The sequence below is a fragment of the Acidiphilium sp. JA12-A1 genome (genome assembly GCF_000724705.2).
In the GTDB taxonomy this organism is placed as follows: domain Bacteria; phylum Pseudomonadota; class Alphaproteobacteria; order Acetobacterales; family Acetobacteraceae; genus Acidiphilium; species Acidiphilium multivorum.
In genome coordinates, this window is the sequence record NZ_JFHO01000083.1 from 1 (window position 1) to 25360 (window position 25360).

General features: G+C 70.1%; 25 protein-coding genes and 2 pseudogenes. 13 read left to right on the forward strand and 14 right to left on the reverse strand.

The features are described from left to right. The 7 genes and pseudogenes from RT91_RS14980 to RT91_RS15010 all read right to left on the reverse strand — a co-directional run. Window positions 1-206, reverse strand: a pseudogene (locus RT91_RS14980) (hypothetical protein); the annotation flags it as partial. A gap of 130 nt (window positions 207-336) precedes the next feature. Next, window positions 337-1032, reverse strand: coding sequence for a VIT family protein (locus RT91_RS14985; RefSeq protein ID WP_007423721.1), 696 nt, complete (start codon window positions 1030-1032; stop codon window positions 337-339). 110 nt (window positions 1033-1142) lie between these two features. Next, entirely contained in the window at window positions 1143-2393 is a 1251-nt protein-coding gene (locus RT91_RS14990; protein ID WP_152982845.1) for a glycosyltransferase family 87 protein, read from the reverse strand. A 178-nt stretch (window positions 2394-2571) separates the two neighbouring features. Then, window positions 2572-3384, reverse strand: coding sequence for a PEP-CTERM sorting domain-containing protein (locus RT91_RS14995; RefSeq protein WP_035188091.1), 813 nt, complete (start codon window positions 3382-3384; stop codon window positions 2572-2574). Between the two features lie 276 nt (window positions 3385-3660). Then, window positions 3661-4278, reverse strand: coding sequence for a cytochrome b (locus RT91_RS15000; protein WP_035188092.1), 618 nt, complete (start codon window positions 4276-4278; stop codon window positions 3661-3663). Window positions 4279-4359: 81 nt separating this feature from the next. Beyond that, entirely contained in the window at window positions 4360-5736 is a 1377-nt protein-coding gene (locus RT91_RS15005) for a glutamate--cysteine ligase (RefSeq protein WP_035188094.1), read from the reverse strand. Between the two features lie 15 nt (window positions 5737-5751). Then, window positions 5752-6468 (reverse strand): 16S rRNA (uracil(1498)-N(3))-methyltransferase, encoded by a 717-nt coding sequence (locus RT91_RS15010; protein ID WP_012039690.1) that lies wholly within the window; start codon window positions 6466-6468, stop codon window positions 5752-5754. Here RT91_RS15010 and ubiA point away from each other — a divergent pair. From ubiA to RT91_RS15040, 6 genes are all read left to right on the forward strand, one after another. Beyond that, window positions 6467-7384 carry a 4-hydroxybenzoate octaprenyltransferase gene (ubiA, locus tag RT91_RS15015; protein ID WP_035188122.1) on the forward strand — a complete coding sequence of 306 codons (918 nt, stop codon included), beginning with the start codon at window positions 6467-6469 and terminating at the stop codon, window positions 7382-7384. The genes RT91_RS15010 and ubiA overlap by 2 nt on opposite strands. Continuing rightward, window positions 7381-8025: a methyltransferase gene (locus RT91_RS15020; RefSeq protein ID WP_035188097.1), complete on the forward strand. Its 645-nt coding sequence runs from the start codon at window positions 7381-7383 to the stop codon at window positions 8023-8025. Before ubiA ends, RT91_RS15020 begins: the two co-directional genes overlap by 4 nt. 90 nt (window positions 8026-8115) lie before the next feature. After that, window positions 8116-8547 carry a succinate dehydrogenase, cytochrome b556 subunit gene (gene sdhC / locus RT91_RS15025; RefSeq protein WP_012039693.1) on the forward strand — a complete coding sequence of 144 codons (432 nt, stop codon included), beginning with the start codon at window positions 8116-8118 and terminating at the stop codon, window positions 8545-8547. Between the two features lie 23 nt (window positions 8548-8570). Continuing rightward, window positions 8571-8948: a succinate dehydrogenase, hydrophobic membrane anchor protein gene (gene sdhD, locus RT91_RS15030; protein ID WP_007422568.1), complete on the forward strand. Its 378-nt coding sequence runs from the start codon at window positions 8571-8573 to the stop codon at window positions 8946-8948. A 25-nt stretch (window positions 8949-8973) separates the two neighbouring features. Beyond that, window positions 8974-10785 carry a succinate dehydrogenase flavoprotein subunit gene (sdhA, locus tag RT91_RS15035; protein ID WP_013640435.1) on the forward strand — a complete coding sequence of 604 codons (1812 nt, stop codon included), beginning with the start codon at window positions 8974-8976 and terminating at the stop codon, window positions 10783-10785. A gap of 16 nt (window positions 10786-10801) precedes the next feature. Further along, window positions 10802-11584 carry a succinate dehydrogenase iron-sulfur subunit gene (locus RT91_RS15040; protein WP_012039695.1) on the forward strand — a complete coding sequence of 261 codons (783 nt, stop codon included), beginning with the start codon at window positions 10802-10804 and terminating at the stop codon, window positions 11582-11584. A gap of 69 nt (window positions 11585-11653) precedes the next feature. Here RT91_RS15040 and RT91_RS15045 read toward each other — a convergent pair whose 3' ends face one another. Genes RT91_RS15045 through RT91_RS15055 form a run of 3 tightly spaced genes read right to left on the reverse strand, consistent with a single transcriptional unit; the run spans window position 11654 to window position 14546 of the window. After that, window positions 11654-12202, reverse strand: a complete 549-nt coding sequence (locus tag RT91_RS15045) for a hypothetical protein (protein ID WP_035188099.1) — start codon at window positions 12200-12202, stop codon at window positions 11654-11656. After that, the gene (locus tag RT91_RS15050; protein ID WP_007422572.1) at window positions 12199-13848 is read right to left on the reverse strand and encodes a stimulus-sensing domain-containing protein; all 1650 of its coding nucleotides are present in this window, start codon (window positions 13846-13848) and stop codon (window positions 12199-12201) included. Before RT91_RS15050 ends, RT91_RS15045 begins: the two co-directional genes overlap by 4 nt. After that, the gene (locus tag RT91_RS15055) at window positions 13845-14546 is read right to left on the reverse strand and encodes a response regulator transcription factor (protein WP_007422574.1); all 702 of its coding nucleotides are present in this window, start codon (window positions 14544-14546) and stop codon (window positions 13845-13847) included. Before RT91_RS15055 ends, RT91_RS15050 begins: the two co-directional genes overlap by 4 nt. A gap of 66 nt (window positions 14547-14612) precedes the next feature. On the opposite strand from RT91_RS15055, the gene RT91_RS15060 reads away from it, so the two are divergent. Together RT91_RS15060 and RT91_RS15065 are read left to right on the forward strand one after the other, a co-directional pair. Beyond that, window positions 14613-15323, forward strand: coding sequence for a HugZ family protein (locus tag RT91_RS15060; protein WP_240314319.1), 711 nt, complete (start codon window positions 14613-14615; stop codon window positions 15321-15323). A gap of 79 nt (window positions 15324-15402) precedes the next feature. Further along, complete coding sequence (locus tag RT91_RS15065; protein ID WP_240314320.1) at window positions 15403-17058, forward strand: phosphoenolpyruvate carboxykinase; 1656 nt, start codon at window positions 15403-15405, stop codon at window positions 17056-17058. Window positions 17059-17167: 109 nt separating this feature from the next. Here RT91_RS15065 and RT91_RS15070 read toward each other — a convergent pair whose 3' ends face one another. Further along, window positions 17168-17359 carry a hypothetical protein gene (locus RT91_RS15070; RefSeq protein WP_013640440.1) on the reverse strand — a complete coding sequence of 64 codons (192 nt, stop codon included), beginning with the start codon at window positions 17357-17359 and terminating at the stop codon, window positions 17168-17170. Window positions 17360-17572: 213 nt separating this feature from the next. Here RT91_RS15070 and RT91_RS15075 point away from each other — a divergent pair, with 213 nt between their 5' ends. From RT91_RS15075 to RT91_RS15095, 5 genes are all read left to right on the forward strand, one after another. Then, window positions 17573-18742: an amidohydrolase gene (locus tag RT91_RS15075; RefSeq protein ID WP_035188108.1), complete on the forward strand. Its 1170-nt coding sequence runs from the start codon at window positions 17573-17575 to the stop codon at window positions 18740-18742. Beyond that, window positions 18739-19428, forward strand: a complete 690-nt coding sequence (locus tag RT91_RS15080) for a MarC family protein (protein WP_035188111.1) — start codon at window positions 18739-18741, stop codon at window positions 19426-19428. The genes RT91_RS15075 and RT91_RS15080 overlap by 4 nt, the downstream gene beginning before the upstream one ends. Window positions 19429-19542: 114 nt before the next feature. Next, a complete protein-coding gene (locus tag RT91_RS15085; RefSeq protein WP_007422578.1) occupies window positions 19543-20091 on the forward strand; it encodes a MarR family winged helix-turn-helix transcriptional regulator in 549 nt (182 codons plus the stop codon). Then, window positions 20091-21197 carry an HlyD family secretion protein gene (locus tag RT91_RS15090; protein ID WP_012039699.1) on the forward strand — a complete coding sequence of 369 codons (1107 nt, stop codon included), beginning with the start codon at window positions 20091-20093 and terminating at the stop codon, window positions 21195-21197. Before RT91_RS15085 ends, RT91_RS15090 begins: the two co-directional genes overlap by 1 nt. A gap of 27 nt (window positions 21198-21224) precedes the next feature. Next, entirely contained in the window at window positions 21225-22799 is a 1575-nt protein-coding gene (locus RT91_RS15095) for a DHA2 family efflux MFS transporter permease subunit (protein ID WP_007422580.1), read from the forward strand. A 42-nt stretch (window positions 22800-22841) separates the two neighbouring features. On the opposite strand, the gene upp is transcribed toward RT91_RS15095, so the two are convergent. The 3 genes and pseudogenes from upp to RT91_RS15110 all read right to left on the reverse strand — a co-directional run. After that, window positions 22842-23483, reverse strand: coding sequence for a uracil phosphoribosyltransferase (upp, locus tag RT91_RS15100; protein WP_007422581.1), 642 nt, complete (start codon window positions 23481-23483; stop codon window positions 22842-22844). Window positions 23484-23507: 24 nt separating this feature from the next. Continuing rightward, complete coding sequence (locus RT91_RS15105) at window positions 23508-24890, reverse strand: glycosyltransferase (protein ID WP_035188114.1); 1383 nt, start codon at window positions 24888-24890, stop codon at window positions 23508-23510. A 13-nt stretch (window positions 24891-24903) separates the two neighbouring features. Beyond that, window positions 24904-25360 (reverse strand): annotated as a pseudogene (locus tag RT91_RS15110) (hypothetical protein); the annotation flags it as partial.

Consider the following 25360-nt stretch of genomic DNA (forward strand, 5'->3'; position numbering starts at 1 on the left):
TGCCGGCGCGGCGGGTGCAGCGTGCCGGCGTCCAGCCGGGCGGCGAGGTCGGCGATGCGGCCGGCGAGGCGGGCGATGCGGAGCGCGATCGCCGCGGCGAGGTCGCGATCCGGCCCGAAGGCGCCGCGCCGCCCGGCCCGGGCGATGGCGCCGTACAGCGCATCGACGATCCGCAGGAAGGTGACGATGACGCCGCGTGTCTCCATGCGCGCAGGAGACCATGACGGGCGGGGGGTGGGCAAGAATTTCGTTAGAAAATCTTTACACGGTCCGGGAGGATCGGAACATGAACTGGTGTTCCGCTCCCGAACGCCGATGGCGTTCGGGAGCGGAAAACTAGACGGTGGCGCCGAACAGGTGGCCGATCAGCGTGGTGGCGGCCATGGCGAGCGCCCCCCAGAAGGCGACGCGCAGGGCGGGTTTGAGCATCGGCGCGCCGCCGGCGCGGCCGCCGACGGCGCCGAGCACGGCGAGGAAGACGAGGGCGCCGAGGCCGATTCCGGCGGAGAGCACGGGCTTCGGCAGGGTGGCGGCGAGGATGAGCGGGGCGGCGGCGCCGACGGCGAAGGTGGCGGCGGAGGCCATGGCGGCCTGGATCGGGTTGGCGGCGGTGAATTCGGTGAGGCCGAGCTCGTCGCGGGCATGGGCGCCGAGCGCGTCATGCGCCATGAGCTGGGTGGCGACGGCGCCGGCGAGAGCGGGGTCGAGGCCACGGGCGACGTAGATCGCGGCGAGTTCGGCGTGCTCGGAGGCCGGGCTTTCGGCGAGTTCGGCGCGTTCCTTGGCCAGGGCGGCGGTTTCGGTATCGGCCTGGGAGCTGACGGAGACGTATTCGCCGGCGGCCATCGCCATCGCCCCGGCGACGAGGCCGGCGACGCCGGCGACCAGCGCATCGTGCCGGACGCCGCTCGCGGAGATCACGCCCAGGATGAGGCTGGCGGTGGAGATGATGCCGTCATTGGCGCCGAGCACGGCGGCGCGGAGCCAGCCGGTGCGGCCGAGAAGGTGAAATTCAGGATGGGGAAGATGCATTTTTGCTCCGTCGCCGCAGCGGCCATGATGTGCGCCGTATCATAGGCCGGCGGGCGGGCGGGCCAAGCTGGCCATGCGGGTCGGGGCGTCGGGTGGATGGCCGGACCCGTTCAGTCCAGGGCCGGCCCCGGCCCGCCGATCCCCGATGCGACCGATGTGAACGCCGCTGTTCGCCGCCACAGGTAGACCAATGACAGGACGACGAATACCGGAGCAAAACTCGGCAGGCCGCGCATCGCCATCTCGGGGGCGATGCCCGGCGTAATCCAGAGGCAGGCATAGACGGCCAGCTCGCCAGGACGAAAGCCGGTCGTCAATCCGTCTCGCGCCAGGAGTGCTACGGCGAACGAGGCGGGGATCATGTCGTAGTACCAGATATAGGGCGTGGCCAGCGTCGTCAGCAGCAGCAGGGCGGCGATGATACAGGGCACGGGTGCGGCGCGGGTGCGGCCGAGAACGGCGGCCAGCGCGAGGGCGGCGATCGTCGTCGTCGCCTGAAGCGCCGTCGCGACGTGAAACCCGAGGCCAAGTTGTTGCGCCAGGCTGAACACGCTCATGATCATGGCGCGCGGCCCGTGATGTGGCTTTGCGGTCAGCTGAACCAGCACGAGGCTCATGAACGGCATCACGCGGGTGGCGAACATCGTCCAGCTTGTCCAGCCGAACGCCGAGGCGCTGGCGATCACCAGCGAGACGGACGTGAGCGCGGCGGCGAGGATGCCGCGCCAGTTGCCGCGCGCCAGCCAGAAGACCGGGATGAGAACGCCGAGCTGCGGCTTCATCGTGACGAGGCCGATCAGCACGCCGGCGACATAGGGCCGCTTTTCCGCAAGGAACAGGCCCGCGATCAGCAAGGCCGCGAAGAGCGCGCCGTTCGTGTTGTCGTACAGATTGGCGAGGGCGGCCGGGCTGAGCAGGACAGCGGCGGTGAACCGGGCATCGAAGCCGCAGGCCCGCAGGGCGACCAGCAGGATCAGGAGGCTCAGCAGGTCGAACGACAGCACGGCGACCGCTGGCGGCAGGAGACCGAACGGCAGGACCGCGAGAAGATAGTCCGGCGGATATGACCATGTATGAAGGTCGCCGCCGAAATGGGCGTGGAACCATTCTCCATACGCGACGGGATTGAACAGGGTCGCGAGCTGGCCGTTCAGCGCCAGATGGGCGCCGCTCCAGATATTCAGGCCATCCGCGAGCGGAAACCAGGAGTGACCATCCAGCCAGAGCCCGACGCTGCGCATGCAGGCGATCGCGGGCGGCAGGGCTGCCATGAACAGGCCGAGGGCGACGAGGTGATCGCGCGGTCTTGCTCCGGCGCCGGGGATACGCTGGTCGCCGCGATGGTCTCGCTCCCTGTCCAACCGTGTCGCTCCCGTGTCGATGCTATCGGTGGCCTGTATGCCGGCCGTCGGGATACCCTAACGCGGCGGAACGAGATCGGGAAAGGTGCATGGCGCCGGCCGCGTCGGCGCGGATCGCCGAGGCGGCCGGCGGGCGGGGATGGGGGAAAGCCCCCGGCGGTTGCCGGGGGCGGGTGGGTCAGGCGCGGCGCTTGCGGCGGGCGGCGAGGCCGAGGACGGCCAGGGCGGTGCCGAGCAGGGCCAGCGAGCCGGGTTCGGGGACCGGGGTTGACGGCTTGCCGTCGATATAGAGGGCGGCGCTATTGGCCGTGGCGCCGTAGGCCGTGCCGGACTGGCAGTTGCTGAGCGGGGTGCTGGCGAGGAAGGCGACGGCGTAGGAGTATTCCGGCAGGGCGGCGGTGAGGGTGAAGAGCGGCCCGTTGGTCGCCTGCGCCGCGGATTGGAGGGTCTGGCTGCCGAGATCGGCGACGTAGACGTCGTACCCGCCGGGAACGCTTTTGAACGCGGTGATCTTGTTCTTCGGCTTGGCCGACGCGTAACCGAGATAGGAGGCGAGATAGCCGCTCGTCCAGGCGAAGGGTTTGGCGAGCGTCGTCGTGACGGAGGAGGGCGTTCCCTTGGCGGCCTGCGTGATGCCGATCGTGGGGGCGGCGGAGGGCGGCGTCGTCTCCGGCGTCAGGAAGGCGAGGATGAGGTCGCCGGAGGTCGGGCCGCCGGAGGCCCAGAAGCCGAATTCCGGCGGGTTCGTCGTGGTGGGGGTGTTGATCCCGTTATCGGTGCAGGCGGGCGTGGAGCCGGCGCAGAAGCTGTGGAGCGTGCTGGTTTTGCTGCCCTGCTGCCCCCATTGCTGCCCCTGGCCCCAGTTCCAGCCATTTCCGTTGTGGGCCTGGGCGGTGCCGCCGGACGCGAGGAGCGCGAGGGCGGCGGCGCCGGCGAGCAGGGCGGTGGCGAGCGGTCTGGCGGGCCGGGACCGGGTCGAACTGGACATCATGGAATGCCGTCTCCTTGAGGCTGAAATCGTCACGTCGAATGGCGCGGCCGGTCGGATCCTGCCGGGAGGGCGAGGCCGTCACGCTGAATAAAAAATTAGAGGCAAATTTCGTGCCTGAAAATATTCCATAAATAATTCAGCATGTTATGAAATCGAGGCGAATGAGATGTAAAATTTTCCGACAGTCGTTGCCGTTTCATCATGGATGTTTTGCACGTTTAGATTGTCTTTTGATGACATTCCGCCCTCCGGCGCCGGACGCGGGCGATGCCACGATCAGTCGGCGCGGGTGGGGTGGATGCCGAGGCGGCGGAGCAGACGCTCGGTGTGGCGGGTCCAGGGGCGCGGGGCGCGGAGGCGGTCGCCGATCAGGGGGAGCATGCGGTTCAGCGTGTCGTCGCGCAGGAGGGCGTGGTGGGCGATGGCGGCGAGGGCGTGCAGGCCGGCGAGGATGACCAGCGCGTCGGCGATGGTGCCGTGGATCGAGCCGGCGGCGCGCAGGAACGCGTGGAGCGGGGCGGGCATCGGCACGTCGAGCCGCCAGGCGAAGAGGCGGGAGCCGTGGCCGAGCGCGCGGGAGATGCCGGTGGCGACCGTCAGGGCGAGCAGGAGATAGAGCAGGACATGCGCGAGGCGGCCGATGGCTTCGAGCAGGCCGGGCAGCCGGGGCGGCTTGTGGCCGAGGGTGAGGCGCCAGGCGAGGCGGAGGAGCAGGATCGCGGCGATGGCGAAGCCGGTCGCGATATGGACGGAGAGGACGAGGGCGCGGGCGTCGCCTTTCGGCAGGAAGCCGCGCCCCTCGGCAAGGGCCCAGTTCAGGCCGACCAGGATGGCGGTGAGCCAGTGGAAGGCGAGGCTGGCGCGGTCGTAGACGTGGCGGGGGGATGCGGTCATGCCGCGGGGTGTAGCGGAGCGGGGCCGCGCGTCAACGCAATCCGTGGTGAGGGCGTCGACGGCGGCCCGGGCCGGACAGGCTCAGAGGGCGGCTTCGGCGAAGATGCGCGTGGCGTCGCCGTGCCAGGCGCCGTGGTAGCGGCCGAGCCAGTGCTCGGCCTGGGTGGGCGCGCCATGGGCGATGGCTTCGAGCGGGGCGAGGTAGATGCGCTCGTCCTCGCCGGCCGCGTTGGTCCGCGCGCGGGATTTCAGCCCGTCCGCGGCGATGGCGAGGACGTCGCGCGCGAGGTCGCGCAGGGTGCCGGTGGGCAGCGCGATGTCGAGCCCGTGGCGGGGCACCTCATCGCGCAGGTGGACGATTTGCTCCCAGGAGAGGTCGCGGATCAGGGCGGAGGCGGCGTCGAGCGCCGCATCGTCGTAGAACAGGCCGGTCCAGAGGGCGGGCTGGGCGAGGAGCATGGCGGGATTGCCGGAATCGGCGCCGCGGGTCTCGATGAAGCGCTTGAGGCGGACATCGGGGAAGGTGGTGGTGGTGTGGTCGGCGAAGTCGCCGATCGTGGCGGGCTCGGCGGCGAGGCCCTCGAGCCGGCCGGCGATGAAGTCGCGGAAGGACTTGCCGGAGACGTCGATGTACTGCCCGTCGCGGTAGACGAAATACATCGGGATATCGAGCATGTAGTCGGCATAGCGCTCGAAGCCGAAACCGTCCTCGAAGACCATGCGGGGGATGCCGGCGCGGGCGTTGTCGGTATCGAGCCAGGCATCGGCGCGGTTGGAGAGCAGGCCGTTCGGCTTGCCCTCGACGAAGGGGCCGTTGGCGAACAGGGCGGTGGCGAGCGGCTGCAGGGCGAGGCCGACGCGCATCTTCCGCACCATGTCGGCCTCGGAGGAGAAGTCGAGATTGGCCTGGACGGTGCAGGTGCGGAGCATCATGTCGAGCCCCCGCGTGCCGACCTTCTGCATGTAGGCGCGCATGATGGCGTAGCGGCCCTTGGGCATCCAGTCGAAATCGGCGCGGCGGGCCGTCGGGTGGAAGCCGAGCGGGGCGAAGCCGAGGCCGAGCGCCTCGCCGATGCGGTGGACGCGGGCGATATGGGCGTCGATCTCCCGCTTCGTCTCGTGGATCGAGGCGAGCGGGGCGCCGGAGAGCTCGAACTGGCCGCCGGGCTCGAGGGAGATCGAGAACCCCCTGCCCTTCAGGCCGATCGGGTTGCCGGAATCGAGGATCGGCTCGATGCCCTCGGCGGCGGCGACGGAGTCGAGCACGGCGCGGATGCCGTCCGGCGCGTAGGGCGGCGGCGCGAAGTTGTCGCGGCGGAAGCCGAAGCTTTCGTGTTCGGTGCCGATGCGGAAATCGGCCGGCGGCTTGCAGCCGGCGGCAAACCAGTCGGCGAGTTGGCGCGCAGCGGGCTGCGCGGGATCGATCGGGGTGGCGTCGGCCTCTCCGGGGTTGGACAAAGCGGGCTCCTGAAATCAGCTGGGCGCGGACCCCGCGAGCAGACGCGCGAGCCCGGCGATGGCGGCGGTTTCGGCGCGCAGGATGCGCGGTCCGAGGGTTACCGGCGACACAAACGCATGGCGGGCCATGGCGTCAAGCTCCTCCGGCGCAAGGCCGCCTTCGGGGCCGACCAGGAGGGCGTGGGGTTGAAGCGGATCGGCCGGCGACAGGGGCGGGGCGGCGTGGCGCTCGGCGGCGACGAAGAGGCGGCGGGACGGCGGGAAGGCGGCGAGGAAGGCCGCGAGCGGGGCCGGCTCGGCGATGTCGGGGATGGTCAGGCGCTCGGACTGTTCGGCGGCCTCGGTGGCGATGGCGGCGAGGCGGTCGGCGCGCAGGCGGGCGGGCTGGGTGCGGGCGGTGAGTACGGGCACGAGGCGGGAGACGCCGAGCTCGGTGGCCTTCTCGACGACGAGTTCGGTCATGTCGCGCCGGAGCGGGGCGAAGCAGAGCCAGCAATCGGGCTCGGGTTCGGGCGCGCGGGTGCGCGCGCCGAGGACGAGTGTGGCGGCGCGGCGGTCGAGCGCGCCGATCGTCGCGGCGAATTCGCCGGAACCGGCGTTGAAGACCAGCAGCGGATCGCCGGCGCGGCGGCGCATCACGGCGCCGAGGTAGTGCGCCTGGGCCGCGGATGTGGCAAGGGTCGCGCCGGGCGACAAGGGTGATGGAAGGTGCAGACGGATGAGCGAGGCCATGGCTGACCCTGTAGCAGGCGGGACAGGTTTTACCGATATCCGGGCCGGGGGATGGGTGGCGCGGCTGCCGGCGCGGCTCAGGCCGTTCGCGCTGCTGGCGCGGCTGGACCGGCCGATCGGCGTGTGGCTGCTGTTCCTGCCGGGGCTGTGGAGCATCCTGCTGGCGCGGGCGGGGGTGTGGACGACACTCGGCCTGATCGCGCTGTTCGCCGTGGGCGCGGTGGTGATGCGGGCGGCGGGATGCGTGGTGAACGACCTGTGGGACCGCGAGCTGGACCGCAAGGTGGCGCGGACGGCGGGGCGGCCGCTGGCCTCGGGCGCGGTGTCGGTCCCGGCGGCGGTGGCCTTCCTGCTCCTGCTGCTGCTGGCGGGGCTGGTGATTCTGCTGATGCTGGGGCGGACGGCGCAGATCCTCGGCGTTGCCTCGCTGGCGCTGGTGGCGTTCTACCCGGCGGCGAAGCGGGTGACCTGGTGGCCGCAGGTGATGCTCGGCTTCACCTTCGGCTGGGGCGCGCCGCTCGGCTATGCCGCCGCGCACGGGGCGCTGGGCTGGCCGGTGCTGCCGCTCTATGCCGGGACGATCCTGTGGATCCTCGGTTATGACACGATCTACGCGCACCAGGACCGCGAGGACGACGCGCTGGCGGGCATCAAGTCCTCGGCACTCCGGCTCGGCGGGCGGACGCGGCTGTTCGTCGCGCTGTGGTATGCGGGGATGCTGGCGCTCATCGCCGCGGCGATGGCGGTGGCCGGGATCGGGCGGGACGGGCTGATCGCGCTCGCGCTGCCGGGCGCGCTGCTGGCCTGGCAGGTCGTGCGGCTCGATATCGACGATCCGGCGCGCTGCCTCGCGCTGTTCAAGCTCAACCGGTGGGTCGGGCTGCTGGTGGGGCTGGCGATCCTGATCGGGCGATGAGGGACGCGGCCGCGTTCATCCGCGCGAGCACGGCGTGGACGACGCCGGCGCTGGTGCCGGAGATCGGGCTGCATCTCGCCACCGAGATCACGCCGATCTGGCAGGCGACCGAGGAATTCCTCGCCGAGAGCGGCATCGCCCCGCCCTACTGGGCGTTTGCCTGGCCGGGCTCGATCGCGCTGGCGCGGCATGTGCTCGACCACCCGGAGAGCGTGCGCGGCCGGCGGGTGATGGATTTCGCCGCCGGGTCGGGCCTGGCCGCGATCGCCGCGGCGAAGGCGGGGGCGGCGCGGGTGACGGCGGTGGAGATCGACCCGGTGGCGGGGGCGGCGATCGGGCTCAACGCGGCGGCGAACGGTGTCGCGGTCGAGATCGTGATCGGCGACGCGACTGGCACCGCGCCGGCGCAGGACCTCATTCTCTGCGGGGATGTCTGCTATGAGAAACCGATGACCGCGCATATCTGGCCGTGGCTGCAACGCTGCGCTGCGACGGCGGAGGTGTGGATCGCCGATCCGGGCCGCGCCTATGTGCCGCGCGCGGGGCTGGCGGAATTCGCGCGCCGCACGGTTCCGACCCTGCACGAACTCGAAAGCCGGAGCGCGCGGGAGACCGTGCTGTATCGGATCGCGGGCGCTTGACAGTGAATTGACCCTCGCCACCTCGGGGACTAAGCAGGTGCAGCATTTCAATTTCGTCATGAGACGACCGGCAGAAAGGTGGTGACGAGCATGCAGGATGTGCGCGAAGCGCTCATGCAGGGGCGCAACTCGACAGGCGGGACGGTCCGCCGGCCCTTGTCACCCCATCTGCAAGTCTATCGCCCCCAGATCACCTCGACCCTGTCGATCCTGCACCGGATCACCGGCGTCGCGCTGTCGGCCGGGGCGGTGCTGCTTTCGCTCTGGCTGGCGGCGGCGGCGACCTCGTCGGGCGCGTTCTCGGTGGCGCAGGCGATCGTCGGCTCGATTCTCGGGATGATCGTGCTGTTCGGCTTCACCTTCGCCCTGTTCTACCACTTCTGCAACGGCATCCGGCACCTGCTGTGGGATGCCGGGGTCGGCTTCGAGCTGCCGAGCGTGCATCGCTCCGGCGTGGCGGTGGTGGTGGCGGCCGGCGGGCTGACCGTGCTGGTCTGGCTGGTCGGGCTGGTGCTGCTGTGAGCGCGGCGGGGGGAGACAAGTCGATGAGGATCATGCGTTCGGCACTCGGCCGCGCCCGCGGCATGGGGGCCGCGAAATCGGGCGTGCATCACTGGTGGGCGCAGCGGCTGACCGCGCTGGCGCTGCTGCCGCTCGCGCTCTACGCCGTGCTGTCGGTGCTGCTGCTCGAGGGCGCGAGCCAGGCCGAGATGCTGCGCTACATGGCCGAGCCGTGGAACGGGGTGCTGTTCCTCGCCCTCGTGATCGCGCTGTTCTATCACCTGCAGCTGGGTTTGCAGGTGGTGATCGAGGACTACATCCGCTCCGAGGGCAAGCGGCTCGCGGTCATGCTCGCGATGCGGGCGACGGCCGGGTTCTTCGGGCTGCTGGCCATCATCTCGGTCCTGAAACTGTCCTTCTGATCCGCCGCCTGGGGAAATCACCGTCATGAACGCAATGTCGAAGCCGTCGCTCGGCGCCTACACGATCATCGACCATACCTATGACGTCATCGTCGTCGGGGCCGGCGGGTCCGGCCTGCGGGCGACGCTCGGCATGGGCCAGGCCGGGCTGAAGACCGCCTGCATCAGCAAGGTGTTCCCGACCCGCAGCCATACCGTGGCCGCGCAGGGCGGCATCGGCGCGGCACTCGGCAACATGGAGCCGGACGACTGGCGCTGGCACATGTATGACACGGTCAAGGGCTCGGACTGGCTCGGCGATCAGGACGCCATCGAATACATGTGCCGCGAGGCGATTCCGGCGATCCACGAGCTGGAGCATTTCGGCGTGCCGTTCAGCCGCACCGAGGACGGCAAGATCTACCAGCGGCCGTTCGGCGGGCACATGAAGGATTTCGGCCAGGCGCCGGTGCGCCGCGCCTGCGCCGCCGCCGACCGCACCGGCCACGCCATCCTGCACACGCTGTACCAGCAGAGCCTGAAGGCGGATGTGGAGTTCTTCGTCGAGTATTTCGCGACCGACCTCATCATGGACGACGAGGGCGCCTGCCGCGGGGTGATGGCCTGGTGCCTGGAGGACGGGACGATCCACCGCTTCCGCGCGCAGCTCGTGGTGCTGGCGACCGGCGGCTATGGCCGCGCCTATCTCTCCTGCACCTCGGCGCATACCTGCACCGGCGATGGCGGCGGCATGGCGCTGCGCGCCGGGCTGCCGATGCAGGACATGGAGTTCGTGCAGTTCCACCCGACGGGCATTTTCCCGGCCGGCTGCCTGATCACCGAGGGCGCGCGCGGCGAGGGCGGATACCTGACCAACGCCGAGGGCGAGCGCTTCATGGAGCGCTACGCGCCGACGGCGAAGGACCTCGCCTCGCGCGACGTGGTCTCGCGCTCGATGACGATCGAGATCATGGAAGGGCGCGGCTGCGGGCCGAACAAGGACCATATCCTGCTGCACCTCGAAGGGCTGAAGCCGGAGCAGCTGCATGAGCGGCTGCCGGGGATTTCTGAGACGGCGCGGGTGTTCGCGGGCGTCGACGTGACCAAGGCGCCGATCCCGGTGCTGCCGACCGTGCATTACAACATGGGCGGCATTCCGACGAACTATCGCGCCGAGGTGCTGCGGCCGACCAGGGACAATCCGGACGCGATCGTGCCGGGGCTGATGGCGGTGGGCGAGGCGGCGTGCGTTTCGGTGCACGGCGCGAACCGGCTCGGCACCAACTCGCTGCTCGACCTCGTGGTGTTCGGCCGGGCGGCGGCGCACCAGGCGGCGAAGGTGGTCACGCCGGGCGCGAGCCAGCCCGCCCTGCCCGCCCGCGCCGGCGAGGCCTCGCTCGACCGGCTGGACGCGACGCGCCACGCCAAGGGCGGCACCACCGTCGCCGCACTCCGCGACCAGATGCAGCGGACGATGCAGAACCACGCCGCGGTGTTCCGCAACTCCAAGACGCTGAAGGAAGGTGTCGCGAAGATGTCCGGCCTGTGGCAGGGGCTGAAGGACATCTCGGTGTCCGATCGCGGGCTGATCTGGAATTCCGACCTGATGGAGGCGCTCGAGCTGCACAACCTGATGGGCAACGCGATCACCACCATGGCCTCGGCCGAGGCGCGGCACGAGAGCCGCGGGGCGCACGCGCATGACGACTTCCCCGAGCGCGACGACGCCGAGTGGATGAAGCATTCGCTCGCCCATTGCACGGATGAAGGCGAGGTTGCGCTCGACTACCGCCCGGTGCGGATGCAGACGCTGACCAACGACGTTTCGGTGTTCCCGCCGAAGAAGCGCGTCTACTGAGAAAGGGTTTCGAACCATGGCCGAACTGACCCTCCCGAAGAACAGCCGCGTGACCCAGGGCAAGACCTACAAGGCCGAGCCGGGGGCGACCCGGGTGAAGAGCTTCAAGGTGTATCGCTGGAACCCCGACGAGGACGCCAATCCGCGCGCCGACACCTATGAGATCGACCTCGACAAGTGCGGGCCGATGGTGCTGGACGCGCTGATCAAGATCAAGAACGAGATCGACCCCACCCTCACCTTCCGCCGCTCCTGCCGCGAGGGAATCTGCGGCTCCTGCGCGATGAACATCGACGGGACCAACACGCTCGCCTGCCTCAAGCCGATCGAGGAGGTGAAGGAGGCGGTGAACATCAACCCGCTGCCGCACATGCCGGTGGTGAAGGACCTCGTGCCGGACCTCAACCAGGCCTATGCGCAGTATCGCTCGATCGAGCCGTGGCTGCAGGCCGAGACGGCGCCGCCGCCGGATGGCGAGCGCAAGCAGAGCGTGGAGGAACGCGCGGAGCTGGACGGGCTGTGGGAGTGCATCCTGTGCTTCTGCTGCACCACCTCCTGCCCGTCCTACTGGTGGAACGGCGACCGCTATCTCGGCCCGGCCGTGCTGATGGCGGCGTATCGGTGGATCGCGGATTCGCGCGACGAGGCGACCGGCAAGCGGCTCGACGCGCTGGAAGATCCGTTCAAGCTCTATCGCTGCCACACGATCATGAACTGCACGCAGACCTGCCCGAAGGGGCTGAACCCCGCGAAGGCGATCGGCAAGATCAAGCAGATGATGGTCGAACGCCAGGGGTGATCTCCGGCGGGCGTTCGGATGCGGGAAGGGCCGGCGGGTTGCGCCGGCCCTTTTTTCATGGCCGGACGGTCAGCTTCGTTTGCGTTTCGGTGGCTGGTAGTTGATCGAATTCGGGTCGTGGATGGCCGCGATTTCCCATTCGGAGGGCAGCGAATCGGGGTCGAGCCAGCGGCTGTGGCGGAAATCGCGCCGCATCAGCAGGAAGAACGGCGCGGTCAGCAGGAAAATGACCAGGCCGATGACGGCGCCGAAGGCGCGGGCGAACGGATAGACCGCCAGTTCGGCGATGAAGATGACCGCGAGCACGGCATAGGCCGCGACCACGAGGCGGGCGAAGACGTGCCACAGGCGGATCATCACCAGCTTGCCGGAATTGAGCGCCCAGGCCATGAGTACGCCGGCGGCGATCAGCGGAAAGAACATGATCTTGCCGTAGTGGAAATAGGTGGCGGGGGAGGCGTTGCACCAGACCGTCCAGGCATCCAGGGCGGCGATCGCGATGGCGAGGAACCCGGGGATCGGGACGCCGGCCCATCTGGCGTTCGCCGGGATCCCGAAGGGGCGGTTGCCGGGGCGTTCGGTGGTCGGCACGGAGGCATGACGGTGCTTCGCGGTCATCCGCGCGGCAGGCGGATGACGAAGCGGGCGCCGATGACCGCGCCCTCGGGGTCGCGGCGGTTCTCGGCGGTGATGCGGCCCTGATGGGCCTCGACGATCTGCCGGGAGATCGACAGGCCGAGGCCGGAATGGTTGCCGAAGCCCTCGCCCTGCGGGCGCTCGGAGTAGAAGCGGTCGAACACGTGGTCGAGCTTGGCATCGGGGATGCCGGGGCCCTCGTCCTCGACGGCGAGTTCGACGATGCTGCCGGTGACGCGGCCGCGCAGCCAGATCTTGCCGCGCTGCGGGCTGAAGGAGATCGCGTTGCCGATCAGGTTGCGCAGGACCTGGACCAGCCGTCCCTCGGCGCCGCGGACGACGAGGCCGGTCTTCGGCGCGTCGAGCACCATCACCGGCGCGTCGTCCTCGCGGGTGGACTGGTGGATCTCGGCGAGGGCGGCGAGGATGGGGGCGAGGTCGACCGGCTCCAGCGCGGTGCGCGACATTTCGGAATCGAGGCGCGAGGAATCGCTGATGTCGGAGATCAGCCGGTCGAGCCGGCGGACGTCCTGCGAGATGATGTCGAACAGGCGGGCGGCGCGGGCGGGATCGTCCGTCCGGCGGACGGTCTCGACGGCGGAGCGGATCGAGGAGAGCGGGTTCTTGATCTCGTGCGCGACATCGGCGGCGAAGCGCTCGATCGCGTCCATCCGCGCCCAGAGGGCGTGGGCGGATTCCTCGAGGGCGCGGGCGAGGACGCCGATCTCGTCGTCGCGGGCGGCGATCGGCGGGGGCACCGGCTCGGTCATCGCGCCACGGCCCTCGCGCAGGCGGCCGGCCGAGGCGGCGAGGCGGAGCAGTGGCGTCGCGATGGTGCGGGCGAGATAGACCGAAAGCAGCACGGTCAGCACCAGGGCGAGCACGAACAGGCCGAGGATCGATACCCGCACGGCGAAGACCGCGCGGTCGACCTCGGTCGCCTCGCGGGTGAGGAGCACGGCGCCGACCGTGTTCTTGGCGCGGACGATGGGTTCGGAGACGGTGATCAGCAGCCGGCCATCGGCGGCGCGGCGGATGAAGGGCGGCGCCGCGTGCGAGGGCTTGGCGCCGGTGAGCTTCAGCACCTCGCGCACGCTGGGCTGCCAGCCGAGGCCGGAGCCGCCCTTGCCGTCCTGCCCGGAGGTGACCTCGGAACTCGGCAGGAAGGCGACGAACTGGTCGTAGAGGAAGCTGACGGCGCGGGCGAAGTCGCCGCGCGGCTGCACCGGCGGCAGCGGCTCGGTCACGATCGCCCCGCCCGGCCCCTGGCGGATGCGCGAATTGGCGATCACCCGTCCATCCGCCCCGTAGACCAGGGCCTGGGCGTTCGGCGTCGGCTCGGTCAGGCGGTAGAGCAGCGGGCGGGCGAGGTCCGGCTTCAGCGAGGGCTGGTCCGACGCGTTGGACTGCACCGCCGATTCGGCGAGCGCGCCGGCATAGATCCGCGCCTGCTCGCGCAGCGCGGTGACCTCGGCGGTGAGCAGGCCGTGCTGGTACTGGTCGAGATAGAGCAGCGCCGCGACGATGAGGGCGAGCGGCAGGGCGTTGACCAGCAGGATGCGGCGCAGCAGCGGCGAGACCCGCCGCCAGCCGCGCCCGCCGGCGGGAAAGGAGGCCGCCGCGGTCATGCTTCCTTGTAGCGGTAGCCGATGCCGTAGAGCGTCTCGATCTGGTCGAACTCGTCATCGACGGCGCGGAACTTGCGGCGCAGGCGCTTGATGTGGCTGTCGATCGTGCGGTCGTCGACATAGACGTTCTCGCCATAGGCGGCGTCGATCAGCTGGTCGCGCGACTTGACCATGCCGGGGCGGGCGGCGAGCGCCTTGACCAGCAGGAACTCGGTGACGGTGAGCTGGATGTCCTGCCCCTTCCAGAGGCACTGGTGCTTGGTTTCGTCGAGCGTGAGGTCGCCGCGGCCGATGACGCCGGTGGGGGCGGCGCCGGACCCCTCGGCGCGGCTGGCCTCGTTGCGGCGCAGCAGGGCGCGGATGCGCTCGAGCAGCAGGCGCTGGCTGAAGGGCTTGGTGATGTAGTCGTCGGCGCCGAGGCGCAGGCCCATCAGCTCGTCGAGCTCGTCGTCCTTGCTGGTGAGGAAGATGACCGGCATGGCCGAGCGGGCGCGCAGGCGCTGGAGCAGCTCCATCCCGTCCATCCGCGGCATCTTGATGTCGAGCACCGCGAGGTCGGCCGGGCGGGTCATCAGCCCCTGGAGGGCGGATTCGCCGTCGGTATAGGTGCGGACGGCGAAGCCCTCCTGCTCGAGGGTCATCTGCACCGATTCGAGGATGTGGCGGTCGTCGTCGACCAGGGCGATCGTCTGTTTCATGGGTTTTGCCTTGCAGCCGTCTTTCGTCGCAGTATCCGGATCTGACGTGACGGGAATATGGCGCCGATGCAAGAGCCCAGGGACATCCAGAACGACATCCACCGCGAGGCGCGGCTGCTGCTGCGGGCGGCGCGGGTGGGCAGCCTCGCGGTGATCGAGGACGAGTATCCGGCGATCGCCCTCGTCACCCCGGCGGTGACGCCGGAGGGCGACGTGGTGGTGCTGCTCTCGCAGCTTTCGGCGCATACCAGGGCGCTGGACCGCGATCCGCGCTGCGCGCTGATGGTCAGCGGACCGCCGGCGGAGGCGAATCCGCAGACCAGCCCGCGCCTGTCGCTGGTGTGCGACGCGGCGCGCTCGGACGCGCCGGAGGACCGTGAGCGCTACCTCGCCATCCACCCCTATGCGCGCGGCTACGCGGGGTTCACGGATTTCGGGATCTACCGGCTGAGCCCGGTGGGCGCGCGATTCGTCGGCGGATTCGCGCGGGCGGCGACGCTCGATGTCGAGCGGCTGTCGCCAAGGACGGCGGCGTTGCAGGACCAGGCGGCGTGCCGCGCGGCGATGGCGGCGGCGAATGACGGGCTCGGCGCGCGCCTCGACGAGGTGGCCGCGCGGCACGGCGGCAGCGGCGGCGGCTGGCGGATGGTGACGCTCGACCCCGACGGGTTCGATCTCGGGCGCGAGGACATCGTGCTGCGCGTCGCCTTCGGGCGGATGTTGCGGGTTTATGAAGATGCGCTCACGAATTTGGCAGACGGCGCGACGCATGGTTGAGTTTCGCTGAGCGCGGTCGAATTTTCGCTTTTCGGGTTTGGAAAAACCCGTAAGGGACGGCATATAGCGAAAATCGAACATGAAGTCGAAGCCAAGAAAGACCAGAGCCGTGACGCCAAACCCGACGAAGACCGACTCCGAGGCCGCCCGACAGGCGGCCATCCTGGCCCCCGCGGGCATTCCCCATGCCGCCGCCCTGCATGACAACCTGACCGCCCCCGACCTCGTCGCCCACGCGCTGCGCCGCGGCGAAGGCCGGCTTTCCGCCGATGGCGCGCTGATGGTGGAGACCGGCGTGCATACCGGGCGCTCGGTCGCCGACAAGTTCGTGGTGGACGAACCGGAGACCTGCGCCGATGTCTGGTGGGGGAGCGTGAACCAGAAGCTCTCCGCCGCGCATTACGCGACGCTGCGCGGCCGGGTGCAGGCCTTCCTGCAGGGGCGCGAGCTGTTCACCCAGGACCTGTTCGCGGGCGCCGATCCGAAAAACCGCATCCGGGTGCGCCTCGTCACCACCAACGCCTGGCAGGCGCTGTTCGCGCGGAACATGTTCATCCGCCCGGCCGCGGCGGAGCTGGAGGGGTTCGAGCCGGATTTCGTGATCCTGCACGCGCCGGAATTCGAGGCCGACCCGGCGGTGGACGGGGTGCGCTCCTCGACCGCGATCGCGCTGTCCTTCGCGGAGCGGCGGATCGTCATCGCCGGCACGCAGTATGCCGGCGAGATCAAGAAATCGATCTTCACGGTGATGAACTGGCTGCTGCCCGAACGCGGCGTGCTGCCGATGCATTGCAGCGCCAATATCGGCCGGGACGACGACGTCGCCCTGTTCTTCGGCCTGTCGGGCACCGGCAAGACCACCCTCTCCTCCGACCCGGCGCGCCGGCTGATCGGCGATGACGAGCATGGCTGGGGGCCAGATGGCGTGTTCAACTTCGAGGGCGGCTGCTACGCCAAGGTGATCGACCTCTCGGCCGAGGCGGAGCCGGAGATCTTCGCCGCGAGCCACCGCTTCGGCACCGTGCTGGAGAACGTGGTGGCGGACGCGCAGGGGGTGGTGGACCTCGCCGACCGCAGCCTGACCGAGAACACCCGCTCGTGCTACCCGATCGAGTTCATCCCCAATGTCGAGCCGACCGGGCGGGGCGGGATGCCGCGCAACGTGGTGATGCTGACGGCGGATGCGTTCGGGGTGCTGCCGCCGATCGCGAAGCTGACGCCGGCGCAGGCGATGTATCACTTCCTCTCCGGCTACACGGCGAAGGTGGCGGGCACCGAGAAGGGGCTGGGCCGCGAGCCGCAGGCGACCTTCTCGACCTGTTTCGGCGCGCCGTTCCTGCCGCGGCCGCCGCGGGTCTATGGCGAGCTGCTGGCGAAGCTGATCGCCGAGCATGGCGTCTCGTGCTGGCTGGTGAACACGGGCTGGACCGGCGGGGCGTTCGGGACCGGGCGACGGATGTCGATCCGGCATACGCGCGCGCTGCTGAACGCGGCACTTTCGGGCGCGCTGGAGGGCACGAGCTTCCATCCGGACCGGGCGTTCGGGCTGATGATTCCCGATGCGGTCGAGGGCGTGCCGTCGGCGGTGCTGGACCCGCGCGAGGCCTGGGCCGACAAGGCCGCCTATGACCGGCAGGCGGCGGAGCTGGTGGCGCGGTTCGAAGAGAACTTCAAGCGCTTCGCCGAGACGGTGGACGACGAGATCCGCAACGCGGCGATCCGCCCGGCGGCCTGACGCCGCCGCCCGCCGGCACCGACGAAAACGCCGCCCCGGGGAGCCTCGGGGCGGCGTTTGTTCGTTTTTTTATCTGTCGTTTCGGCGCCCGCGCGGGGCGCCGCGCGGATCAGTTGTTGTGCTGGGCCTGGGCCGGCGCGGCCGGGGCGGCGTGGCCGGTCTTGAACTGGGTGCCGTAGGCGTTGTTGATCTTCTGCACGAGCTGGTCGTGGGTGTTGCCGAAGGTGGCGGCGTTCGCGGCGACCGGGGCGATGGCGCCGAGGGCGGCGATGAGGGCGATGGCGCGGGTCAGCTTGTTCATGGGAGTCTTCCTTTATGTGTTCGTGTTCAGGCTTGTCATCCCGGAGCGGCGCTCCGTCTGACCGTCCATATGGCACATTTGCTGCGGTGCAATAACGGGTCGGGTACACCTATCACCTATACGGCAGCGGCATGAAACCGGCGGCGGGGCGGCCGGCCCTGCCCCGCGAGGTATGGGTGACGGCGCGGCGCTTTTGGCCTTATTCTGCGCGCCATGACGATCGACGAGCAGCTTCTCGCCTGGGCGCCGGAATTTTCCGCCTGGCGCCGCGATTTCCACGCGCATCCCGAACTCGGCTACCAGGAGCGCCGCACCGCGGCGCTGGTGGCGGAGCGGCTGGCGGCGTTCGGCCTGGAGGTGACGACCGGGGTGGGCGGCACCGGGGTGGTCGGCACGCTGCGGGCGGGGTCGGGGAACCGGGCCATCGCGCTGCGCGCCGACATGGACGCGCTGCCGATCGAGGAGGCGGGCGACGCGCCCTGGCGCTCGACCACGCCGGGGACGATGCATGCCTGCGGGCATGACGGGCACACCACGATGCTGCTCGCCGCGGCGCGCTACCTCGCGGCGACGCGGCGGTTTTCCGGGACGATCCATTTCATCTTCCAGCCCGCCGAGGAGGGCGGCGCCGGGGCGCGGGCGATGCTGGAGGACGGGCTGCTGGAGCGGTTCCCGTTCGATTCGGTGTTCGGCGCGCATAACGACCCGCTGCTGCCGGCGGGGGTGGTTTCGGCCTCGCCGGGGACGGTGAACGCGGCGTCGGACACGCTGCGGATCCGGCTGACCGGCAAGGGCGGGCACGCGGCGCGGCCGCACCAGGCGATCGACCCGATCGTCGCCGGGGCGCAGATCGTGGTCGGGTTGCAGAGCCTGGTGGCGCGGCGGGTGGCGCCGCTCGATTCGGCGGTGGTCTCGGTCTGCACCTTCCATGCCGGCAGCGCCAACAACGTGATTCCCGAGGTGGCCACCCTGTCGGGCACGGTGCGCACGCTGATGCCGCACGTGCAGGACCAGATGGCGCGCGACATTCCGGGCCTGGTGGCCGAACTCGCCGCCGCCGCGGGGGTGGCGGCGGAGGTCGGCTACGAGCGGGGCTATCCGCCGGTGGTCAACGATGCCGCCGCCGCCGCCGCCTTCGCCGAGGCGGCGCGGGGCGTGGTGGGCGCGGCGCAGGTGCGGACCACCATGCCGGCCTCGATGGGCGGGGAGGATTTCGCCTTCTACGCGCTGGAACGGCCGGGCTGCTTCTTCCGCATCGGCCAGGCGGACGGCGAGCGCGGCTCGGTGCCGCTGCATCATCCGCGCTACGACTTCAACGACGCGATCATCCCGCTCGGGGCGGCGCTGTTCGCCGCGATCGCCGCGCGGGAACTGCCGGCTTGAACCTGCTCGGGCCCGGGCTGCACGCCTTCCTGCTCGGGTTTCCGGCGCTGCTGTCGATCGTCAATCCGCTGGCCGGGGCGATCATCTTCAACGAGATCACCGGCAATGCGAGCCGGCCGGTGCGGGCGACGCTGGCGCGCAAGGTGGGGGTGAACAGCGCCGCGGTGATGCTCGTCTCGCTCTGGGCGGGCAGCTATATCCTGAGCTTCTTCGGCATCACGCTGAACGCGCTGCGGCTGGCCGGCGGCGCGGTGGTGGCGAGCCGGGCGTTCCAGATGCTGAACGCGCCGGAGGTGACCGAGGCGCGCAAGCAGGCGCAGGCGGCAAGCTCGCTGCCCGCGCCGGACCAGGACCCGGACGAGATCGCCTCGATGGCGTTCTTTCCGCTCACCCTGCCCTTCACCACCGGGCCGGGGACCATCGCCGTCGCGGTGACGCTGGGGACGGAACGGGGCGCCTATGGCACGCCGCTCGGCGCGTTCTACGCCGGGATGTCGCTCGCGGCGGTGGCGATCGCGGCGATCACCTGGGTGAGCTATGCGGCGGCCGACCGGCTGGACGTGATCCTCGGCGCGACCGGGCGGCGGGTGCTGTCGCGGCTGGCGGCGTTCATCCTGCTTGGCATCGGCGTGCAGATCATGCTGTCCGGCGCCATTCCGGTGCTGCACCAGGCGCTGGCCGGGTGAGCGCCTGAGCGGACGCCGGCGCGCAAGGGGGGCGGGCCGGGAACGGCCCCTGCGAAAAACGCAGAACTGCGGCAGTGGCACTTACTCGTAACGCACCTTATCATCTCGGCTGCTATGTCCCAGTTGCCCGCCGAACCCGACCTGCTGCTGCTGCTGCACGATGTGGCGCGGCTGCTGCGGCTTGAAATCGACCGCCGCGCGAGGCTGCACGGCATGAACCGCGCGCAATGGGCGATGCTGATCAAGCTCGCCCGGCATCCGGGCCTGTCGCAGAAGGATCTCGCCGAGTTGCTGGAGGTGGAGCCGATGAGCGTCGCGCGGCTGACCGACCGGCTGGCGGCGCGCAACCTGGTGGAGCGGCGGGCCGACCCGCGCGACCGGCGGATCTGGCGTCTGCACCTGACCGAGGCGGCGCGGCCGCTGCTCGCCGAGATCGAGGCCCAGCGCGGCGCGGTCGCGGCGCTGATCGGCAGCGGGCTCGCGCCGGAGACGATGGATACGCTGGTCGGGGAGCTGCTGCGGATCAAGGCGACGCTGCTCGGCGCCGGGCGCTGCGGCGGCGCGGCACATGACGAAACGGGAGCGTGCGCGGCGGCGCCGGGCGGGATGGCCGCCGCTTCCGGCGACGATACCACGGCACAAGCCGAACAGGAGATGGTCTGATGTCCCAAACGAGTACCGCAACCGGCCCCGTGGCCCGCGAAGCCGAGATGCGCCAGGAGGCGACGAGGGGACGCAGCCGCTCCGGGCGGATGCTGCGCCCGTTGCTGATGATCGGCGGCGTGCTGGTGATCCTCGGCGCGATCCTGGTCTACTGGCTGCTGAGCGGCGGCACGGTGAACGTGACCGATACCTATGTGCGGGCGGCGCGGGTCGCGCTGTCGACCGACGTGTCGGGCCTCGTCGAGACGGTCGATGTCCATGACAACCAGCAGGTGAAGAAGGGGCAGGTGCTGTTCACCCTCGACCCGTCGCGCTTCAGGGTGGCGATCGCCCAGGCGAAGGCGAACCTCGCCGAGGTGGGCCAGGAGATCGAGGCGACGCGGGCCGGCTATCGCGCCGAGATCGCGAAGATCCGCACCCAGCAGTCGGTGGTGGACAACGACAGGCTGAACTTCGCGCGCTACGCGGCGCTGGTGCACACCGGCGGCGTGACGCGCACCGCCTATGACGATGCGAAATACAAGCTCCAGGGCGACGAGGCGACGCTCGCCTCGATGACGGCGCAGGCGGGCGTCGATCTCGCGAAACTGTCGGGCAACCCCAAGATCAAGATCGGGGACACGCCGCAATACAAGGCGGCGAAGGCGGCGCTGGCCACCGCCGAGTTGAACTACCGCCACTCGATCGTGCGCGCGCCCTTCGCCGGGGTAGTGACGGAGACCGACAAGCTGGAGCCGGGCATGTTCCTGCCGGCCGGCACCTCGGCCTTCGCGCTGGTCTCGACCAGCGATGTGTGGATCCGCTCGCAGCCGAAGGAGACCTCGCTGACCTGGGTGAAGCCGGGCGACAAGGTGAAGGTGCATGTCGACGCCTATCCGGGGCAGACCTGGCAGGGCGTGGTCGCCAGCATCTCGCCGGCCAGCGGGTCGAGCTTCTCGATCCTGCCGGCGGAGAATTCCTCGGGCAACTGGGTGAAGGTGGTGCAGCGCATTCCGCTGCGGGTGAACATCACCGGCGGGCCGAAGGACCTCGTGCTGCGCAACGGCATGACCGCCGAGATCACCATCACCACCGGGCACCAGAACCGGCTTTCGGACCTGTTCTGAGCCGGGATGCGGCGGGAGCGCTGAACCATGGCCGGGCCGGCTTCGCACGAGGAGGAAATGCAGCTCAGCGGGCTGCCGCGGGCGATCGTCACGGTCGGCTGCATGATCGGCACGCTGATGCAGGCGCTGGACGCGACCATCGCCAACGTCTCGCTACCCTACATGCAGGGCTCGCTCTCGGCCTCGTATGACGAGATCACCTGGGTTCTGACCTCCTACGTCATCGCCGCCGCGATCATGACCGCGCCGGTCGGCTGGCTGGCCGCGCAGTATGGGCGGAAGAACATCTTCCTGATCTCGCTGGTGGGCTTCACCGTCAGCTCGATGATGTGCGGCGTCGCCACCTCGCTCGGCGAGATGGTGATGGACCGGCTGCTGCAGGGCGTGTTCGGCGCCGCGCTGGTGCCGCTCAGCCAGTCCACCATGCTGGACATCTACCCGGTCGAGAAGCGCGGCTCGGCGATGGCGATCTGGGGCGTCGGCGTCATGATCGGGCCGATCCTGGGGCCGACGCTGGGCGGCTATCTCACCTATTTCTACAACTGGCGCTACGTGTTCTTCGTCAACGTGCCGTTCGGCATCGCCGCGGTGCTGGCCCTCGGCGCGTTCATGCCGAAGCGGGCGCGGCGGCCGGCGAGCGGGCAGTTCGACTGGATCGGCTTCGCCGTGCTGTCGCTCTTCCTCGGCTCGCTGCAGATCATGCTCGACCGCGGGCAGGAGAAGGACTGGTTCGGCTCGCCGGAGATCGTCACCTTCGCGGTGCTGGCGGTGATCGGGCTCTATCTGTTCATCGTCCACATGATGACGGCGAAGAACCCGTTCATCCCGCGCGGGGTGTTCGCCGACCGCAACCTCAATGCCGGGCTGATCACCATGTTCGCGGTGGGCTCGGTGCTGCTGTCGTCAGCGACGCTGATGCCGCCCTTCCTCGAAAAGCTCGGCAACTACCCGGTGGAGACGGCGGGGCTGGTGATGGCGCCGCGCGGCATCGGCACGATGGGGGCGATGATGCTGGCGGGGCGGCTGTCGAACCGGATCGACCCGCGCGCGCTGATGGCCGCGGGCTTCGCGCTGCTCGTCGTCTCGTTCTGGATGATGATGCAGTGGCTGCCCTCCTCGCCGCAGTCTTACATGATCGAGACGCTGATCGTGCAGGGAATGGGGCTCGGCTTCGTGTTCACCCCGCTGCAGGTCGTCGCCTTCTACACGCTGCCGCAGGCGCTGCGCACCCAGGGCACCTCGCTGCTCAGCCTGATGCGCAATATCGGCATGGCGGTGGGCATTTCCGTCACCGAGGCGGTGCAGGTGCAGATGGCGCAGGTGAACCACGCCACGCTCGCCGACCACGTGACGCCGTTCAGCCGCAACCTGCAGGTGGGCGGCGCGGTCTCGCGCCTGCTCGACCCGATGACCCATGCCGGGGCGGCGCTGCTGAACGCGACACTCGACCAGCAGGCGCAGATCATCTCCTTCATCGACGCGTTCAAGTTCATGATGGTCATCAGCATCCCGACCATGCTCTGCCTGCTGCTGATGCGCCGCCCGCCGCAGGCCGCCATGGCCGCGAAGGCGGAGAAGCCGGAAATGGCGGTCATGGAGTGATTTTGCGCTTCCACCCGCCCGCGCGGCGGGGGAGGCGCGAAATCACTTGGTGCCGAAGAGACGGTCGCCGGCGTCGCCGAGGCCGGGGCGGATATAGGCGTGCTCGTCGAGCTGCCGGTCGATCGCCGCGGTGTAGACCGGCACGTCCGGATGGGCGGCGTGCAGGGCGGCGATGCCTTCCGGGGCGGCGATGAGGCAGACGAACTTGATCGCCCCCGCCCCTGCCCGCTTCAGCCTGGTGACCGCCGCCGCCGCCGAATGGCCGGTGGCGAGCATCGGGTCGACCACCACGGTCAGGCGCTGGTCCATGTCGTCCGGGACCTTGAAGTAGTATTCGATCGGCTCGTGCGAGAGCGGGTCGCGGTAGAGGCCGACATGACCGATGCGCGCCGAGGGCACGAGATCGACCATGCCGTCGAGAATGCCGTTGCCGGCGCGCAGGATCGAGATGAAGCAGAGCTTCTTGCCGGAGACCTGGCGGGCCGTCATCGGCTCCAGCGGGGTTTCGATATGGACCGGCTCGGTCGGCAGGTCGCGCAGCACCTCGTAGCCCATCAGCAGGCTGATCTCGCGGACGAGGCGGCGGAAATCGCCCGTCGGCGTCGCCGCGGCGCGCAGCAGGGTGAGCTTGTGCGCGACCAGCGGGTGATCGACCACCATGACGTTATCCGGCATTGCCTGCATCCCGATCTCCTGTCGCCCCGAGGTTCAGCGCCGGCGCGCGGCCGCCCGGGGTTTCGCGGCCGCCGCCTTCCTTACGGCGGCGGGCTTCGCCGGGGAAGCTTTTGCACCGGTCGGCCTTGCCGCGGCGGCCTTCACGGCGCGCGCCGGTTTGGCGCCAGGGCGCGGCGACGGCGCCTCGGGCACGATGTCGCGGCCGGCGACGCGGGTCATCTCGGCGCGGAAATCGCGCAGATACTGGGCGAGATCGAGATTTGCGACCGCATAGGCGCGGGCGGTTTCGCCGAGGCGGGCGGCGAGGTCGCGCTCCTCCAGCATCCGGAGCACGGCGTCGGCCACCGAATCGGGGTCGAGATTCGCGGCGACCAGGCCGGTTTCGCCATCGGCGATGAATTCGGTGACGGTCGGCGTATCGCCGCCGACGATCGGCGCGCCGACCGCCATCGCCTCGCGCAGGCTCCAGGAGGCGACGAAGGGGTAGGACAGGTAGACATGCGCGTCCGACCGGCGGAGCAGGGCGATATGGTCCTCGTATTCGACGCGGCCGAGGAAATGCACGCGCGAGAGGTCGATCCGGCCGGCGAGTTCCTGCATCATCACGCCGCGCCAGTTGCCCTGCGGCGGCGGCGCGCCGTAGCTGATCTCGTCGCCGCCGACGAGGGAGACCACCACGTCGCTGCGGGCGGCGAGGATGCGCGGCAGGGCGCGCATGAAGGTGTGGAAGCCGCGATAGGGTTCGAGGTTGCGGGCGACATAGGTGATGAGCTTCTGCCGCGGCGCGACGCTGAGCGGGCCGACCTTCAGGGTGCGGCGGCGCAGGGCGGGATCGGGGCGGCAGATGCCGAGATCGACTCCCTCGCGGACGATGGAGAGCCGGCCGTGCATCCACGCGGGATAGGTGCTGCGCTGCCATTCGGTCGGCGTCTGGCCGTGCTGGCCGAGGGCGAAGGCGAGGTGGTTCACCCCGTTCTTCGCCCGCACCGCGCCGAAGCGCTCGGGCGGCATCGGGAATTCGGGATCGTAGTTCACGTCCGTCCCGTCGATCCGGTAGTAGAACTCGAAATAGCCGAGGATCGGCACGCCGGGAAACACGTCGCACAGGTTGAGCATCTCGCCCCAGCCGTGATGGCCGACGATGATGTCCGGCCGGAAGCCGAGGGCGCGGATCTGCATCGCCCCGGCATAGCCGGCCTCGGCGCGGCGCATCGCCATGTCGTATTCGCGGGCGGCGGGGTGGACGCCGTCCGGCACGCGGGGTGGCGCCGCGTAGGTGACCTTGCGCACGCCGGGAATGGCGTTGCGGTTCGGCTCGGTCATGAACACGATCTCGTGCCCGCCCTCGGCCAGCAGGTCGCGCACGATGTGCAGGTACTGGCCCGGAAAGTTCTGGTGGACGAAGAGGAACTTCACGGCGCGCCCCGGCTCAGCGGCGGCCGCGGGGGGCGGGTTTCGCCGCCGCGCGCGGCAGCAGGGTGACGCGCATCGACTCCAGCGCGGCCAGGCTCTCGGACTCGCAGGTTTCGTCGTTGCCGACCGGGCGGGTCTTCGAACCGTCGATGAAGGTTGCCTCGCAGCGCAGGTCGAACCGCTTCGCCGCCTCGCCCTGCAGGCGGACGCGGAAGCCGAGCAGCGGCAGCGCCATGCCGCGGCTGCCGCAATAGTGCCCGGCCTCGACCCAGGGGGAGAGCCAGCCGCGGCCGAGCACCGCCTGGTAGGTGAGGTCGGCCGGGTCGATGCCCTCGGGGGCGGCGATGGCGATGCCCTCGATCCAGTGGCCGGACCCGGCTTCGCCCAGCCAGTCGCCGAAGCGGGCGCCGACATCGCCGCGGGTCTGGATATGGGCGAGCAGGTCCATCCGCACCGGGGCGGCGGGGGCGGCG

Coding starts and splice junctions, on each gene's coding strand:
- RT91_RS15020 (WP_035188097.1), top strand. CDS start 7,381: ATGAGGGACGCGGCCGCGTTCATCCGCGCGAGCACGGCGTGGACGACG.
- RT91_RS15055 (WP_007422574.1), bottom strand. CDS start 14,546: ATGAAACAGACGATCGCCCTGGTCGACGACGACCGCCACATCCTCGAA.
- sdhA (WP_013640435.1), top strand. CDS start 8,974: ATGAACGCAATGTCGAAGCCGTCGCTCGGCGCCTACACGATCATCGAC.
- RT91_RS15050 (WP_007422572.1), bottom strand. CDS start 13,848: ATGACCGCGGCGGCCTCCTTTCCCGCCGGCGGGCGCGGCTGGCGGCGG.
- sdhD (WP_007422568.1), top strand. CDS start 8,571: ATGAGGATCATGCGTTCGGCACTCGGCCGCGCCCGCGGCATGGGGGCC.
- RT91_RS14985 (WP_007423721.1), bottom strand. CDS start 1,032: ATGCATCTTCCCCATCCTGAATTTCACCTTCTCGGCCGCACCGGCTGG.
- RT91_RS15065 (WP_240314320.1), top strand. CDS start 15,403: ATGAAGTCGAAGCCAAGAAAGACCAGAGCCGTGACGCCAAACCCGACG.
- RT91_RS15075 (WP_035188108.1), top strand. CDS start 17,573: ATGACGATCGACGAGCAGCTTCTCGCCTGGGCGCCGGAATTTTCCGCC.
- RT91_RS15090 (WP_012039699.1), top strand. CDS start 20,091: ATGTCCCAAACGAGTACCGCAACCGGCCCCGTGGCCCGCGAAGCCGAG.
- upp (WP_007422581.1), bottom strand. CDS start 23,483: ATGCAGGCAATGCCGGATAACGTCATGGTGGTCGATCACCCGCTGGTC.
- RT91_RS15010 (WP_012039690.1), bottom strand. CDS start 6,468: ATGGCCTCGCTCATCCGTCTGCACCTTCCATCACCCTTGTCGCCCGGC.
- RT91_RS14995 (WP_035188091.1), bottom strand. CDS start 3,384: ATGATGTCCAGTTCGACCCGGTCCCGGCCCGCCAGACCGCTCGCCACC.
- RT91_RS15045 (WP_035188099.1), bottom strand. CDS start 12,202: ATGACCGCGAAGCACCGTCATGCCTCCGTGCCGACCACCGAACGCCCC.
- RT91_RS15000 (WP_035188092.1), bottom strand. CDS start 4,278: ATGACCGCATCCCCCCGCCACGTCTACGACCGCGCCAGCCTCGCCTTC.
- RT91_RS15085 (WP_007422578.1), top strand. CDS start 19,543: ATGTCCCAGTTGCCCGCCGAACCCGACCTGCTGCTGCTGCTGCACGAT.
- RT91_RS15070 (WP_013640440.1), bottom strand. CDS start 17,359: ATGAACAAGCTGACCCGCGCCATCGCCCTCATCGCCGCCCTCGGCGCC.
- sdhC (WP_012039693.1), top strand. CDS start 8,116: ATGCAGGATGTGCGCGAAGCGCTCATGCAGGGGCGCAACTCGACAGGC.
- RT91_RS15040 (WP_012039695.1), top strand. CDS start 10,802: ATGGCCGAACTGACCCTCCCGAAGAACAGCCGCGTGACCCAGGGCAAG.
- RT91_RS15060 (WP_240314319.1), top strand. CDS start 14,613: ATGCAAGAGCCCAGGGACATCCAGAACGACATCCACCGCGAGGCGCGG.
- ubiA (WP_035188122.1), top strand. CDS start 6,467: ATGGCTGACCCTGTAGCAGGCGGGACAGGTTTTACCGATATCCGGGCC.
- RT91_RS15095 (WP_007422580.1), top strand. CDS start 21,225: ATGGCCGGGCCGGCTTCGCACGAGGAGGAAATGCAGCTCAGCGGGCTG.